Source organism: Dyella sp. (assembly GCF_036746095.1).
In the GTDB taxonomy this organism is placed as follows: domain Bacteria; phylum Pseudomonadota; class Gammaproteobacteria; order Xanthomonadales; family Rhodanobacteraceae; genus Dyella_B.
Genome location: NZ_DAIOEU010000005.1, coordinates 77,935 through 91,674, shown reverse-complemented (window position 1 = coordinate 91,674; position 13,740 = coordinate 77,935). Strand labels below are relative to the sequence as shown.

Genomic DNA, 13,740 nt, shown 5'->3' with positions numbered 1-13,740 from the left:
CATTCCGGCGAAGGCCGGAATCCAGTCTAAACATGTCGTGCGAAGCACTCGATATAAAGGTTTTGTGTGCTTCGCATGACGTATTCAAACTGGATTCCGGCCTTCGCCGGAATGACGGGGAGGAAGCCTCCGTCTCGCTATGCACCCCACGGACAACCTCATCCACCACGGCACCCCTGCCTTCAGGCGCACCAACCTTGCGCTGTTCGCCGCGGGCCTCGCCACCTTCGGGTTGCTGTACTGCGTGCAACCGCTGATGCCGCAATTCAGCCAGCACTATGACATCAGCGCTGCCACCAGCGCGTTGTCGCTGTCGTTGACGACAGGCGTGCTCGCCTTCGCGATGCCATTTGCCGGGGGCGTTTCCGATGCAGTGGGGCGCAAGTCGATGATGGTGGCATCGCTGTTGTCATCCGCGATGCTGGTGCTGCTGACCGCCATGATGCCCAACTGGTACGCGCTGCTTACGCTGCGAACGCTGCTCGGCATCACGCTCAGCGGTTTGCCGGCGGTGGCGATGACCTATCTCACCGAAGAAATACACGCCGAATCGATCGGCCTCGGCATGGGCCTGTACATCAGCGGCAGCGCGATCGGCGGCATGAGCGGACGCTTGATTGCCGGCGTGGTGGCCGATGTTGCAGGCTGGCGTGTCGGCGTGGGTGTCGTGGGCCTGATCGGGTTGATCTCCGCCCTGGTGTTCTGGAAAGCCCTGCCGCCATCGCGCAACTTCCATCCGCAAACCTTGCAGTGGCGTACGCTGTTTGCACGCTTTGCCGGCATCTTTCGCGATCCCGGCCTGCCGTGGCTGTTCCTGGCAGGCTTCCTGCTGCTCGGTGCCTTCGTCACGGTCTACAACTACCTCGGCTATCGTCTGATGGCGGCGCCGTTCAACCTTAGCCAGGCGGTGGTCGGCCTGATCTTCGGCATCTATCTGGTCGGCACTTTCAGCTCGGCCTGGATGGGGCACCTGGCGGGCAAGCTGGGCCGGCGCAAGGTGCTATGGACGACGTTCGCGCTGATGCTGCTGGGTGTGGCGTGCACGATGACCGCGTCGCTGTGGCTGATCATTCTCGGCATCACGGCGATCACCTTTGGTTTCTTCGGCGGGCATTCCATCGTCAGCAGCTGGGTCGGACGGCGTGGCGGTGCGGCGAAGGCGCAGGCGTCGTCGATGTATCTCTTCAGCTATTACATGGGGTCCAGCGTGGCAGGCTGGAGCGGTGGTTTGTTCTACGCTGCTGACCATTGGCCAGGCGTCGCATTGTTTGTCGGTGCGCTGGTGTTGGCTGGTTTGTTGATTGCGCTGCGCTTGTATCGTCTGCCGCCATTGCCGCAACGGGTCACGCTGCCCACTCCCATGAGCAAGGGCGCCATGCCGTAGCCGCAGGTTGGGCTAGCGCAGCGCAATCCAACCAATCCCGCGCCGAAGCATTGTCGGGTTGCGCTGCGCTGATCCAACTACATTAGCCCTTCGCGGCGGTCAGCAATTGCACGAAGCGCGGTACCAGCGGCGAACGTTCGTCTTCGCGATACACCACGTGGATTTCCGACATGGCGTTGGTTTCCGCCAAGGGCACGTAGCTGACGCCTTCCACGTGGATGTGATCGCATGACTGCGGCAATATCGCCACGCCAAAACCGGCGGCCACCAAGCCGATGATGGTGGATGCCTCGCGCGCTTCCTGCGAAATGCGCGGCGCAAAGCCTGCGCCGCGGCACAAGGCCATGACATGTTCGTGCACGCCCGCGCCCGCATTGCGTGCGAACACCACGAATGGCTCTTCCGCCAATGCCTTGACCGGCAGCTTGCCGCGCGCACCCACGCGTTTGAGCACTGCGTGATCCGAGCGCAATACCGCCACCAGGGGATCGCGGAACAGCCGCTTGGAAATGAGTGATTCCGGCAACGTGCCCGGACGCAGAATGCCCACTTGCAGGCGTCGCTCGAGCAATGCATCGATCTGTTGCAGCGAGTTCATCTCCTCCAACTGCAGATGCACCGCAGGGAAACGCTGCCGGAACGCAAAGATGGCGCCGGGAATGTCCTGCGACAGCGGCGTCGTGCGCGTAAAGCCGATGCGCAGCTCCCCCAGCTCGCCGCGTTGCGCACGCTGCACCAGATCCATCGCGCGATCGGTGCGCGCAAGGATCTCGCGTGCTTCCTGCAGCAACACGCGACCAGGCTCGGTCAGCGCCACGCGCCGGTTGGTGCGCGTCAGCAGCCGGGCGCCGACGGCCTCTTCCAGCTGGCGAATCTGCTGGCTGAGCGGCGGTTGCGACATGCCCAGCCGTTCGGCCGCCTTGCCGAAATGCAGCGTGTCGGCGACGGCGACGAAGTAACGCAGGTGGCGCAGTTCGATGTTCATGGCCGCTACTTTCGCGGCATGGAGCGAAAGGCTCAAGTGCTGCATGCTTTCCCTCTCCCATCGAGAGAGGGGCTCAAGCGGCTATTGCGCCGCTGCCGCCGGCTCCGGCTTCAGCATTCCCTGCACATCCCCGAATTTCCCGTCGCTGAATTTCGGCGTGATGCCCAGCAAATGCGCCATCAGCGGGTACACGTCCACGTTCGGGAAGCTATGGAAACGAATGCCGCTCTGGAATGCCGGTCCATGCGCGATAAACAGCGCCTGCATCAACGGATCGGCATTGTCGTAGCCGTGTTCGCCAATGCTTATATGACCCTTGTGCCTGGCTTGGTAGTCCGTGGTGGTGATGCGCCAGCCCACATCGGCCAGGCACACCAGTTGCGGTACGCGCGTATTGGCGCCGTAGTTGAAGCGGGCAGGGATGCGCGTCTTGTCCCAGCAGCGCATGTGCCGTTGCGGTTGCTCCAGCTTTTGCTCGATGGCGTTGAAGTCATGGCCGCGCTTGGGATTGAAGCCCGCCAGCACGCCCAGGCTTATTTCTTGCACGTCATCCATGGGGATCAACTTGTCGATCAATATGCTGTTCTCCAGCGGGGCACTGGCCATGCCGTGGTCGGCCAGCACGATGATGTTGATCTTGCCGTACAGCCCGCGCTGGCGCAGGCCATCCACCAGGCGCGCCATGGCTGCATCCGTGTCGCGCAAGGCCTGGTTCACCTCCTGCGAATCCGGCCCATGCCCGTGACCGGCATGATCGACCGCATCGAAATACAGGGTAAGGAAGGTGGGGCGCTGCCCCCGGGGCAGGTCCAGCCATGCAAGTATCTGGTCGACGCGCTGGTTTGGCGTCACCTTGCTGTTGAAAGGCTTCCAGTAGTCCGGGTGCTTGCCCTGGATATCCGCTTCCGAGCCCGGCCAGAACATGGTTGCGGTACGCAGGCCGTTTGCATCGGCGCTAACCCATAGCGGCGTGGCCTGGTCCCACCACAAGCCATTGCTCACAGCGCTGCGATTGCTCAGCGAAAACTTGCCCAGTTGCGGGTCGACCATGGTGTTGTTGACGATGCCGTTATGGTCCGGCACCAAGCCAGTAACGATGGCGTAGTGATTGGGAAAGGTCAGCGAAGGAAACGAGGGTTGCATCGAATCGGCATGCACGCCCGTTGCGGCAAGCTGCTGCAAGCTGGGGCTCAAGCCGCGATCGATGTAGTCGGCGCGATAGCCGTCGATGGAAATCAGCAGCAACGGCGCGGTGGCCTCGATCTTGGCCTGCCGTGCCTTGCTTTGCGTCGGCCCGGCGGGATGCGTGGCGCAGCCGCCCAGGGCGATCAACGAGCAAAGCAGCAGGCTGGATAAGCGTTTCATGGAGCGGAATCCGTATTTCGATCAGCCGTGAATGATGACGCAGTTGTGTGACTAATTCAGCAGGCCCTGCGATGCGGATGAGTGCCCCGATGCCGTCGCAAGTTTTTATGCGGGCGAGACCGGGCCAGACACTACAATGCCGGTTCTCCGTGCCGCCGATGGGAGCCGCCATGTCCGCGATCGAACCACGTCCGCCCCTGCCGCCGTTTACCCGCGAAACCGCCATCCAGAAAGTGCGCCTCGCCGAAGATGGCTGGAACACACGCGACCCCAGGCGCGTCGCGCTCGCCTATACGCCCGATAGCCGCTGGCGCAACCGTTCGGAATTTCTCGACGGTCGCGAGGCGATCGAGGCGTTCCTTACGCACAAATGGGCGCGCGAATTGGACTATCGCCTGATCAAGGAACTATGGGCGTTCGATGGCAATCGCATTGCCGTGCGCTTTGCCTACGAATGGCACGACGATGCCGGCAACTGGTTTCGCTCCTACGGCAACGAGAACTGGCTGTTCGATGAAAACGGCTTGATGGCAGTGCGTCACGCCAGCATCAACGATGTGCCGATCAGTGAAGCCGAACGCAAATACCACTGGCCGCAAGGACGCCGGCCCGACGATCATCCCGGGCTGAGCGACCTGGGCCTGTAGCGGCACGCGTGCGCTATTCCGTCAACGCGGAATAGCGCGCGGGCGTCACGCAGCCTGGCGCAGCAGCACGTGGCCGGAAGCCAGTTCATACACGGCGCCGACCACTTTGACGCTGCCGTGCGCCACGGCTTCGGATACCACCGGTTGTGCCGAGGCAATGCGCGAGACGTTGTAATCGACGTTCGTGCCCACGGCTTTGCCCAGCACGTCCTCGCCACCGGCTTGCACCGTCTTGGCTATGCCGGGCCGCACGGCGTCGACGATATCCCAGATGTGTCCGGGCAAGGGCGCCGGGTGCTTGATCTCGTTGATGGCGGCCTTGATCGCACCGCATTGCGTATGCCCCAGCACCATGATCAACGGCGTCTTGAGCACGCCCACCGCGTATTCGAGGCTCGCCAGGCTATCGCTGCTCAAATAATTACCTGCCACGCGGATAACGAACAAATCACCCGGCCCTTGATCGAACACCAGTTCCGGCGCGACGCGTGAATCGGCGCAGCTCAAGATCGCCGCAACGGGATATTGCGCCTTGGCGCGCGCGGCACGGCCGGACGAAAAATCCTTGGCATCGAGCTGATTGGCCGCATAGCGCGCATTGCCTTGCAGCAGGCGATGCAAGGCGGTATCCGGTGAAATCGCGTTCTGCGGCGAGGGTTCTGCGGCATACGCCCGCAAGGGCGGCACGGCACTCAGTGCGAGCAATCCCAGGCTCGCTCCAAGAAAGTGACGACGAGACGATGAAGAAGCATGATCGCAGGAAGCGTGATCGCACATGGCCTACCTCCATGAGGGTTGTGAGAGGAACGTGAAGATCTTCTACAACGAGAGGTGTCGCATCCGATTTATGTGTTGCGGATCGGGCTTGGAGCATTGGCGGCAATGCCGGAGCGTAAGGGCTTTCAACCACCAGAAACTTCGTTCTCGTCATCCCAGCGAAAGCTGGGATCCAATGACTTTTTAGCTGAAAGACACTGGATTCCAGCTTTCGCTGGAATGACGGTTTTGGTCTTCTGGTAAGTGAAACATCCCTGAGTTCGTAGCATTGGCATTCGCAGTGGTGCGGTCGTCGGTATAGATGCAAAGGCGGGCGTTTGGCAAGCTTTAGGTTGCGTGGTCGAAAACCTGATTCGTCGCCTCGGCGGAAGCGTTGCCCAGCGACTTGAAGTTCTCAACGGCACTGGGCTCCGGCTTCCGCCGGGCGACGAGCCCTTCAGCTATTCGTGCAAGATGAAAAATTTTTTGCACACCTACTTACCGGCACTTCAGCCACGCCGCAGCACCCAAACCCGCGCGATACCCACTCGCAAAACACGCCGTCAGCAAATAGCCCCCAGTAGGTGCTTCCCAATCCAGCATTTCCCCGGCACAAAACACGCCGGGCAGGGCGCTCAGCATCAACGCATTGTCCAACGCTTCCAACCGCACACCGCCTGCGCTGCTGATCGCCTCGGCGATGGGGCGTGGCTGTTTCAAGCGCAGCGGCAGGCATTTGATGGTGCGCGCCAACAGCGCCATGTCGTGGCGTTGCGCCGTATCCAGCACCTCGTGCAACAGCACGGTTTTCACGCCTACCAGCCCAACCTGGCGCCGCAGATGTTCGCTGAGCGTGCGGCTTCCGCGCGGTTTGGCCAGATCGTGATGCAGTCGTTCCCGTGTGCGATCCGGTGCCAGGTCCAGTTCGAGCACGGCATGGCCTTGCCGGTGGATGGCATCGCGCAAGCTGGCGGATAACGCATAGATCACGCTGCCTTCGATGCCGGTCTGCGTGATCACGCATTCGCCTTGCAGCATGGGCGTGTGTCCGGAAGCATCGTGCAGCCGTGCTGCAACGGGCTTGAGCGGTACGCCGGCAAAACGCGAAGACAGATGCGTGCTCCAGCCGATATCAAAGCCGCAATTGGCCGGCTGCAAAGGCGCCACGTCGACGCCGCGCTCGACCAGCCGCGCCTGCCAGGCGCCATCCGAGCCCAGTTGCGGCCAACTGCCGCCGCCCAGCGCCAGAACCGCCGCGCCGGCATGTACGAAGCGCTCGCCTTCCGCCGTGGCGAAATGCCAGGCGCCATCCTCGCGCCAGCCCAGCCAGCGATGATGCACGTGAAAACGCACGCCGCTGTCGCGCATGCGATGCACCCAGCCGCGCAGCAGCGGCGCGGCTTTCATGTCGCCTGGAAAAACGCGGCCCGAGCTGCCCACGAACGTCTCCACGCCCAAGCCGCGGGCCCAGTCACGCAATGCAGCGGCATCGAAATCGTCCAGCCACGCACCGATGTCCCGCATGCGCTCGCCATAGCGGCGATCGAATGCCGGACGCGGCTCGCTATGCGTAAGGTTCATGCCGCCTTTGCCGGCGATCAGAAACTTGCGCCCCACCGAACCCTTCGCCTCGTACACATCGACGTCCACGCCCTGCGCGCGCGCCGTTTCGGCAGCCATCAACCCGGCCGGGCCGCCGCCGATGACGATCAGGTGGGAAGAGTGCGTGGACGGCATGTGCTGGCACGGTGGGGAAGGCCGTGCATTGTAAAAGAGCCACGCGACGTTTCCGCGTGGCGCCAGGCGGCGGATCACCGCCTCATGCCTCGGCTTGCGCCGGAATGACGAGCAACCATCTCTGCGGCGCCCGAACTAGCGGACAGACCCGAGACCCGCGCAAAACAAGTCCCCACGCGCCACCTGATCTTCCATCGCCAGCAAGTACCGCTTCGTCGGCAACCCACCGCCAAACCCGGTCAAACTGCCGTTCGCCCCGATCACCCGATGACAGGGCAATACGATCGGCAACGGATTGCGCCCATTGGCAGCACCCACCGCGCGCACGGCCAGCGGCTGCCCGATGCGGCGCGCCATCTCGCCGTAGCTGATGGTGGTGCCGTACGGAATCTGGGCCAGTGCATGCCACACCGTGACCTGGAATGGCGTACCGATCGGATGCAGCGGTACATCGAACATCGTGCGCGTGCCGGCAAAGTATTCGTCCAACTGCCCGCGTGCGAACACGAGCTTGGCGGGATCATGTTTCCATGCCGTATCCGGTTCCTTCCGATGCTTGCCGGTTTCGAACCACACTTCGCGCAGGCCTTTTGTATCGGCAGCCAGCAGCAGCTTGCCGATCGGCGTGGGCAGGTAGTCGTACCAGATATCGTTCGCTGTCGTCATGCCACGGCTCGCTTGCGTGTCGTTGCAGGCAGCTTCGCCGGCTCGCTCATGCTGCGCCATAGATGCATGACCGCATAGGCGCGCCACGGGCGCCATGCTTCGGCCATCTGCGTCAATGCCTTGGTGCTGAGTGTGCTGCCATCGCCGGAGGCCGCGCGGCGCAAAATCAAATCAGCGGCCGGGAACGCGTCCGGATGGCTCATCCCGCGCATCGCCATATAGTGCGCCGTCCATTCGCCAATGCCGGGCAGGGCGACCCAGCGCTGCACGAACTCATCCAGTGATTGCTCGACGCGGAAGTCCACCCGGCCATCCAGCAAGGCGCGCGCCACGCCACGGATGCTTTGCGCACGCGCCGTGGTAATGCCCAAGGGATTGAGGTCGGCATCCGCGAGTGTTTCCGGCGTGGGGAACAGGCATTCCAATCCGGGTGCTGCGGGCGTGGACAGTGGTGCACCGTAGCGATGCACCACGCGCGAGGCGAGCGTGCGCGCCGCCGCCACGCTTACTTGCTGGCCGAGAATGGCGCGCACCGCCACTTCAAAGCCATCCCAGCTTCCGGGCAAACGCAGGCCCGGGTGTTTGCGCAGCGAAGAGCGCATTGGCGACGTGGTCTGCAACGCAGTTGCAATGGCTTGCGGATCCGCATCCAGATCGAACATGCGGCGAATACGGGATACTACCGACAACATCTGCGCCGGTTGCGGGCAACGCAATTGCAGGCGCAGTGCATTTTCCTGTTCCGGCCATGCGCTCAAGCGCAGCCAGCCTGGTGCGTCGGCCGGGCCGAACACACGCGTGTAGCTTTCATCGTCGACCACCTCAATCCCCGGCAACGCGCGCCCACGCAGAAACGCCAGCAGCGAATGGAAATCATACGGCGGCCGGTAATGCAGGCGCAGCACCAGGCTGTCGCCCTGGGTGGCATACGGCTTCCGGCGCAAGTCGCGCGGCGCGATACGGTTGGCCTGCGCGAAAGCCGCATTGAAGCGGCGCAGACTGCCGAAGCCCGAGGCCAGCGCCACATCGGTGACCGGCATGTTCGTCTCGGTCAGCAGCTGCTTGGCGAACAACAGGCGGCGCGTGGTGTGTACGTCGATCGGCGGCGCGCCCAGGCGCTCCACGAACAAGCGGCGCAATTGCCGCGCGCCTATTCCAACACGTTGCGCCAACGCATCGACGGATTGATCTTGCAGCAGACCCTCGTCGATCAGCTTCAGCGCACGCGTCACCACATGATCGCCGCGCTGCCACGCATCGTTACCCGGGGCAAGTTCCGGCCGGCAGCGCAGGCAAGGCCGAAACCCCGCCGCTTCCGCCGCTGCGGCCGTCGTGTAATAGGTGACGTTCTCGCGCTTGGGCGATGGCGATGCGGGGCACACTGGCCGGCAGTAAATGCGGGTCGTGCTGACGGCAATGAAGAACAGTCCGTCGAAACGCGCGTCCCGGCTCAGTCGAGCCCGCTCGCAGGTTTGCGGGTCCAGCGTGGGAATGGTGTGGAGTTCTGGCATGGGTGCAGGCTAGCACCGTCTGGTGTGTGAAACTCGCCGTTTTCGGACATCAACGCCAAATGGTTTTCCGGTATGGCGATTGCAATGATGGCCCGCTAGCGTGGCGAGCTTTCGACCGCCTGGGAATGTCATGCAGATCAAGAGTGGGGCGTGCGTTGTTAGGTGGCGCTGGCAGGTGCGCCATCCCCGCCGCCGACGTGGATGGCGACGCACGGGGCGGCGAATGGGTTCGGAAAGCGATGCAACACTTTTTCGCAATAGGAAGATCAAGCTCGAAGCTGATCTGTGCTCGCAGGATGCCGAGAAGGGATTGTCAACGAAGGCGGCGAAGGCTGGGATTTCATCCCTGCCTCCACGGCAACTCTTTTACTCCGTCTCATGCCGGATGCCGGTCATGCTCGACAACACCCCATCCCTGCGAACCAATCCGTGATACAGCGCCGCACCGAGATGCGCCAGGAAGGTCAAAAACAACAGCGCTGCCAACCACGCATGCGCATGCCTCAGCACCGCAAACGCTGCGGCATTTACCGGGAAAATCGGCGGCAAGCGGAACGAGTGGCTGAGCATTACCGGGTAACCGCCTGCCGACAGCATGGCCCAACCGACCAAGGGCATCGCGATCATCAACGCGTACAGCAGATAATGCGACGCATATGCCGCCAATTTCTGGATGGCAGGCAGATCGGCAGGCAAGGGCGGCGGTGGATGGCGCAGCCGCACGGTCAATCGGATCACTGCAAGCACCAGTATCGCGATGCCGAGCGGCTTGTGGATCGCCAACAACCATTCGTGCCGTTCGGATACCGACGCCACCATGCCGACGCCGACAAACAGCATCGACACGATCAGGATTGCCATCAGCCAATGCAGCACCCTGGCGGCAAGTACGAACTGAGAAGGTGAGCGCGTCATTACTTGGCCTCTGGCTTGGTAGTGGCTGCGGCAGTGCCGGGCAGATGTGCTTCCTCGCTGGTACGGCGCAGATACGACGTCGCGTAGGCAGCGGAACGCGCAGGCAGCAGTGGGTCGTCGGATATTTCGATGCCGTGCGGCAACACCGTGGGATCGTAGTTGATGTCACGGCATTCGCCGCTTTCCTGCGGCTGGGTGCTGGTAAGTACCAATGTGCCGGCATCGATTTCGCGCCGATCCGATGGCCATTCCTTGCTCGCATCGTTGGTGGGGTCGCCGGGATTGGCGAGCGTCACCATCAGGTGCCAGCGCTGCGGTCCTTGTGCAAGCCGTTGCGCCAGATCGGCATCAAGGTAATTCGCCTCGCTGCCGCCGACGCCATCACCGCTGGCTTCCGGCACCACGCGCCAGCGCACGGCGTGCTTTTCTCCTTTTGCATCGACGAACTCGAACGCGTTCAAGCTCCAATAGCTATTGGTGACGTAGCTTGCAGAGGGCTTGGCTGTTTTCACCCAGGCGCCAAACGCAGCGGTTTCGGGATGCGAGGCAAAGAACGCCCCGATTTTTGCTGGGTTGGGTTTGCCGGTCGAAGGATCAGGCTGCTGTGCCTGCAACAGCTCATAAAACGCCTGCGGCGTGGCGACCGGGAACACCGGCATGCTGTTCATGCCCGTGCGCCATTGCTGGCGGTTCGCTTGCGTAAAGCGCAAGGCCAGGCTGCGGATGGGAACAGCGCTGTCTGGCGCATAAGGGTTGCCAACGGGAACGGCGAAACGCCCCACCACCGGCGTTCGCCCAGGCGAAAACACCTGCGCCACCGAATACGTTTGCACCTGGCCGTTGCTGTCGAAATAGCCGGCCACGCATACGCCCTTGGCGTGGTTGCGGCGATAGCCCGGAAAAACCCCGGCATTGGCCTGCAGCTGGTTCACCAGCCGCTGTGCCGTCAGGCGTTGCGGTGCAAGCCAGCCGCCGACGTAGCCGAAAGCCAGCACGATGACGAGCAGCACGAGAGCGATGAGCCCGAAGCGTAGAACAGCACCGCGACTGGAAAGAGGGGGTGGCGCATGCATGGAATCGTGTCCTGGCTGATAAGAGATCGTGGATAACGGAAGGATGCGATCGATCCTTCAACTCGCGTCGATACCTTCGTCGATGAAAAGCCATGGGTTACATGTCTGGTATGCGCGCGCTCCCTCAGGCACCAAGTGCTTGTTTGCAGGTACGCGGCACATGCGTCGCGTACGTCACTATCGAACTGCCGGGCCAGCCGTTTTCAAAGTGCCGGTTATTTCACCGGGGCCATCAAATGCTGATAGGGCGTGCCTGCCCACATGACGTACGGCGCCGATGTATCGGGATCGGCGTTCTTCGGATACCCGTCGTAAAAGCTGGCATCCGCGCCCACGATCATGAAATGCGGACCGGTTTTGATCCAATGATTGTTCGGCAACGGTTTTCGCGCGTAAGGATCGGTATTGCTGGCATCCGTGCCGCCTTCGAGCATGTACATCACGCCGATCTGGCCTGTCGGCGGCGGCTTGTGCGCCATCCAGGCTTGCGCCCACTCCAACGCATGCTTGTCCATGCACATCGGATCGGGCCCGGGCGTGGCCGGATTGTCCGGCATGCACGTATAGCCGTTGGTGCCTTGGCGTAGCGTGCGCATCGTGCCGTCGGCATTCATGGCGATGATGGTGGCGCCATTTGCAACGCCTGGCGGCGCTGCGCGCATGGCACTGGCGATCAGTTGGGCATCCGTCGGCGTGTGTGCGTCGGCTGCCCATCCGGCGCTCGTGGCAACGAGCAGGGCAGCGGCGACAGGGGCGAACCGGTACAGCGAGCGTCGTGCACTCATAGGGCCTCCCGCTACGGTTGAACAGGCCATCCGGAATTCCGCAAGCGAGTCTGGGCGCCTGTGAAAAGCCTGTCAATTGGCGTTGCGGCTCAGCGTGCCCCGTTTTTGCCGCAGCGCAGTTGGCGCCCCCGAAACGCGGCGCCCATAATGGCTGCTTTCCCTTGGCAGTCGCAGGACATTCCCCGATGAACGCCCCCACCCGCATCGACACCACCCGTACCATCCGCGCTCCGCATGGCACGGCGCTTACCTGCAAGAGCTGGCTCACCGAAGCCCCGTACCGCATGATCCAGAACAACCTGGATCCGGCGGTGGCGGAAAACCCGGCGGAACTGGTGGTCTACGGCGGCATCGGCCGTGCCGCGCGCAACTGGGAATGCTTCGACGCCATCCTGCGCGCCCTGCGCGACCTCAACGACAACGAAACCCTGCTGGTGCAATCCGGCAAACCGGTCGGCGTGTTTCCCACCCATCCCGATGCGCCGCGCGTGCTGATCGCCAATTCCAACCTGGTGCCGGCGTGGTCGAACTGGGAGCATTTCAACGAACTGGATAAGAAGGGCCTGATGATGTATGGCCAGATGACGGCCGGTTCGTGGATCTACATCGGCTCGCAAGGCATCGTGCAGGGCACCTACGAAACCTTCGTGGAAATGGGCCGCCAGCACTACAACGGCAGCCTCAAGGGCAAGTGGATTCTTACCGCGGGCCTTGGCGGCATGGGCGGCGCGCAGCCGCTGGCCGCATCGCTGGCCGGTGCGTGCAGTTTGAATATCGAATGCCAGCAAAGCCGCATCGATTTTCGCCTGAAGACGCGTTACGTCGACGAACAAGCCACCGATCTGGACGATGCACTTGCGCGCATCGAGAAATACACCAAGGCCGGCGAAGCCAAATCCATCGCCTTGCTCGGCAACGCCGCCGACGTGCTCCCCGAACTCGTGCGCCGCGGCGTGAAACCCGATGCCGTCACCGACCAGACCAGCGCGCACGACCCGGTCAACGGCTACCTGCCGCAAGGCTGGACGGTGGAGCAGTGGTTCGAACGCCGCAAGAGCGATCCCGCCAGCACCGCCAAGGCCGCCAAACAGGCCATGAAAAAACACGTGGAAGCGATGCTCGCGTTCCACGCGCAAGGTGTGCCGACTTTCGACTACGGCAACAACATTCGCCAGATGGCCAAAGACGAAGGCTGCACCAACGCCTTCGATTTCCCCGGCTTTGTGCCCGCGTTCGTGCGTCCGCTGTTCTGTCGCGGCGTCGGTCCGTTCCGCTGGGTGGCGCTCTCCGGCGATCCGGAAGACATCATGAAGACCGATGCCAAGGTGAAGGAACTGATTCCCGACGATCCGCACCTGCACAACTGGCTGGACATGGCCGAGCAGCGCATCAGCTTCCAGGGCCTGCCCGCGCGCATTTGCTGGGTGGGTTTGGGGCAGCGCCACAAGCTTGGCTTGGCATTCAATGAGATGGTGCGCAAGGGTGAGTTGAAAGCGCCGATTGTGATTGGCCGCGATCACCTGGATTCCGGCTCCGTCGCCAGCCCCAACCGCGAAACCGAAGCGATGAAGGATGGCAGCGATGCCGTTTCCGATTGGCCGCTGCTCAATGCGTTGCTCAACACGGCTGGCGGCGCTACGTGGGTGAGCTTCCACCATGGTGGCGGCGTGGGCATGGGGTACAGCCAGCACAGCGGCGTGGTGATTGTGTGCGACGGTACCGAAGCGGCTGACAAACGTATTGCGCGGGTGCTGTGGAATGATCCGGGTACCGGCGTGATGCGGCATGCGGATGCGGGGTATGAGATTGCCGTGCAGTGTGCGAAGGAGCAGGGGCTCAATCTGCCTATGCTCTGAAATTGCGATTTCAGGATATGCGCTTCGACGTTACACCCTCGCTTTTGAGGGTGTAATTTT

General features: G+C 62.5%; 12 protein-coding genes. 3 read left to right on the top strand and 9 right to left on the bottom strand.

Going from position 1 to position 13,740, the window contains the following annotated elements; genetic code table 11:
• The first annotated feature begins 139 nt into the window (after window positions 1-139).
• Window positions 140-1,384, top strand: coding sequence for an MFS transporter (locus tag V7M64_RS04140; protein ID WP_333677222.1), 1,245 nt, complete (start codon window positions 140-142; stop codon window positions 1,382-1,384).
• Between the two features lie 82 nt (window positions 1,385-1,466).
• On the opposite strand, the gene V7M64_RS04135 is transcribed toward V7M64_RS04140, so the two are convergent.
• Window positions 1,467-2,369, bottom strand: coding sequence for a LysR substrate-binding domain-containing protein (locus tag V7M64_RS04135; protein ID WP_333677220.1), 903 nt, complete (start codon window positions 2,367-2,369; stop codon window positions 1,467-1,469).
• Window positions 2,370-2,450: 81 nt separating this feature from the next.
• Complete coding sequence (locus tag V7M64_RS04130; protein WP_333677219.1) at window positions 2,451-3,734, bottom strand: ectonucleotide pyrophosphatase/phosphodiesterase; 1,284 nt, start codon at window positions 3,732-3,734, stop codon at window positions 2,451-2,453.
• Between the two features lie 170 nt (window positions 3,735-3,904).
• Here V7M64_RS04130 and V7M64_RS04125 point away from each other — a divergent pair, with 170 nt between their 5' ends.
• Window positions 3,905-4,381, top strand: coding sequence for a nuclear transport factor 2 family protein (locus V7M64_RS04125; protein ID WP_333677217.1), 477 nt, complete (start codon window positions 3,905-3,907; stop codon window positions 4,379-4,381).
• Window positions 4,382-4,426: 45 nt separating this feature from the next.
• Here the strand turns inward: V7M64_RS04125 and V7M64_RS04120 are convergent, their stop codons facing one another.
• The 7 genes from V7M64_RS04120 to V7M64_RS04090 all read right to left on the bottom strand — a co-directional run bounded on the left by V7M64_RS04120 (window position 4,427) and on the right by V7M64_RS04090 (window position 11,824).
• The gene (locus V7M64_RS04120; RefSeq protein WP_333677215.1) at window positions 4,427-5,086 is read right to left on the bottom strand and encodes a carbonic anhydrase; all 660 of its coding nucleotides are present in this window, start codon (window positions 5,084-5,086) and stop codon (window positions 4,427-4,429) included.
• A 549-nt stretch (window positions 5,087-5,635) separates the two neighbouring features.
• A complete protein-coding gene (locus tag V7M64_RS04115) occupies window positions 5,636-6,874 on the bottom strand; it encodes a TIGR03862 family flavoprotein (RefSeq protein WP_333677214.1) in 1,239 nt (412 codons plus the stop codon).
• Between the two features lie 135 nt (window positions 6,875-7,009).
• Complete coding sequence (locus tag V7M64_RS04110; protein ID WP_333677213.1) at window positions 7,010-7,540, bottom strand: methylated-DNA--[protein]-cysteine S-methyltransferase; 531 nt, start codon at window positions 7,538-7,540, stop codon at window positions 7,010-7,012.
• Entirely contained in the window at window positions 7,537-9,051 is a 1,515-nt protein-coding gene (locus V7M64_RS04105; protein ID WP_333677211.1) for an AlkA N-terminal domain-containing protein, read from the bottom strand. The genes V7M64_RS04110 and V7M64_RS04105 overlap by 4 nt, the downstream gene beginning before the upstream one ends.
• Window positions 9,052-9,417: 366 nt before the next feature.
• On the bottom strand, window positions 9,418-9,966 hold the full coding sequence (locus tag V7M64_RS04100) for a cytochrome b/b6 domain-containing protein (RefSeq protein WP_333677210.1): 549 nt from the start codon (window positions 9,964-9,966) through the stop codon (window positions 9,418-9,420).
• Window positions 9,966-10,976 carry a catalase family peroxidase gene (locus V7M64_RS04095; RefSeq protein WP_333677209.1) on the bottom strand — a complete coding sequence of 337 codons (1,011 nt, stop codon included), beginning with the start codon at window positions 10,974-10,976 and terminating at the stop codon, window positions 9,966-9,968. The genes V7M64_RS04100 and V7M64_RS04095 overlap by 1 nt, the downstream gene beginning before the upstream one ends.
• A 278-nt stretch (window positions 10,977-11,254) precedes the next feature.
• A complete protein-coding gene (locus V7M64_RS04090) occupies window positions 11,255-11,824 on the bottom strand; it encodes a hypothetical protein (protein WP_333677208.1) in 570 nt (189 codons plus the stop codon).
• Window positions 11,825-12,009: 185 nt separating this feature from the next.
• Here V7M64_RS04090 and hutU point away from each other — a divergent pair, with 185 nt between their 5' ends.
• On the top strand, window positions 12,010-13,680 hold the full coding sequence (gene hutU / locus V7M64_RS04085) for a urocanate hydratase (protein ID WP_333677207.1): 1,671 nt from the start codon (window positions 12,010-12,012) through the stop codon (window positions 13,678-13,680).
• Window positions 13,681-13,740 lie beyond the last annotated feature (60 nt).

Excerpts from the sequence above, each read along its gene's own strand:
- V7M64_RS04110 (WP_333677213.1), bottom strand. The coding sequence starts at position 7,540 with ATGACGACAGCGAACGATATCTGGTACGACTACCTGCCCACGCCGATC.
- V7M64_RS04100 (WP_333677210.1), bottom strand. The coding sequence starts at position 9,966 with ATGACGCGCTCACCTTCTCAGTTCGTACTTGCCGCCAGGGTGCTGCAT.
- V7M64_RS04115 (WP_333677214.1), bottom strand. The coding sequence starts at position 6,874 with ATGCCGTCCACGCACTCTTCCCACCTGATCGTCATCGGCGGCGGCCCG.
- V7M64_RS04135 (WP_333677220.1), bottom strand. The coding sequence starts at position 2,369 with ATGAACATCGAACTGCGCCACCTGCGTTACTTCGTCGCCGTCGCCGAC.
- V7M64_RS04140 (WP_333677222.1), top strand. The coding sequence starts at position 140 with ATGCACCCCACGGACAACCTCATCCACCACGGCACCCCTGCCTTCAGG.
- V7M64_RS04105 (WP_333677211.1), bottom strand. The coding sequence starts at position 9,051 with ATGCCAGAACTCCACACCATTCCCACGCTGGACCCGCAAACCTGCGAG.
- hutU (WP_333677207.1), top strand. The coding sequence starts at position 12,010 with ATGAACGCCCCCACCCGCATCGACACCACCCGTACCATCCGCGCTCCG.
- V7M64_RS04130 (WP_333677219.1), bottom strand. The coding sequence starts at position 3,734 with ATGAAACGCTTATCCAGCCTGCTGCTTTGCTCGTTGATCGCCCTGGGC.
- V7M64_RS04125 (WP_333677217.1), top strand. The coding sequence starts at position 3,905 with ATGTCCGCGATCGAACCACGTCCGCCCCTGCCGCCGTTTACCCGCGAA.
- V7M64_RS04090 (WP_333677208.1), bottom strand. The coding sequence starts at position 11,824 with ATGAGTGCACGACGCTCGCTGTACCGGTTCGCCCCTGTCGCCGCTGCC.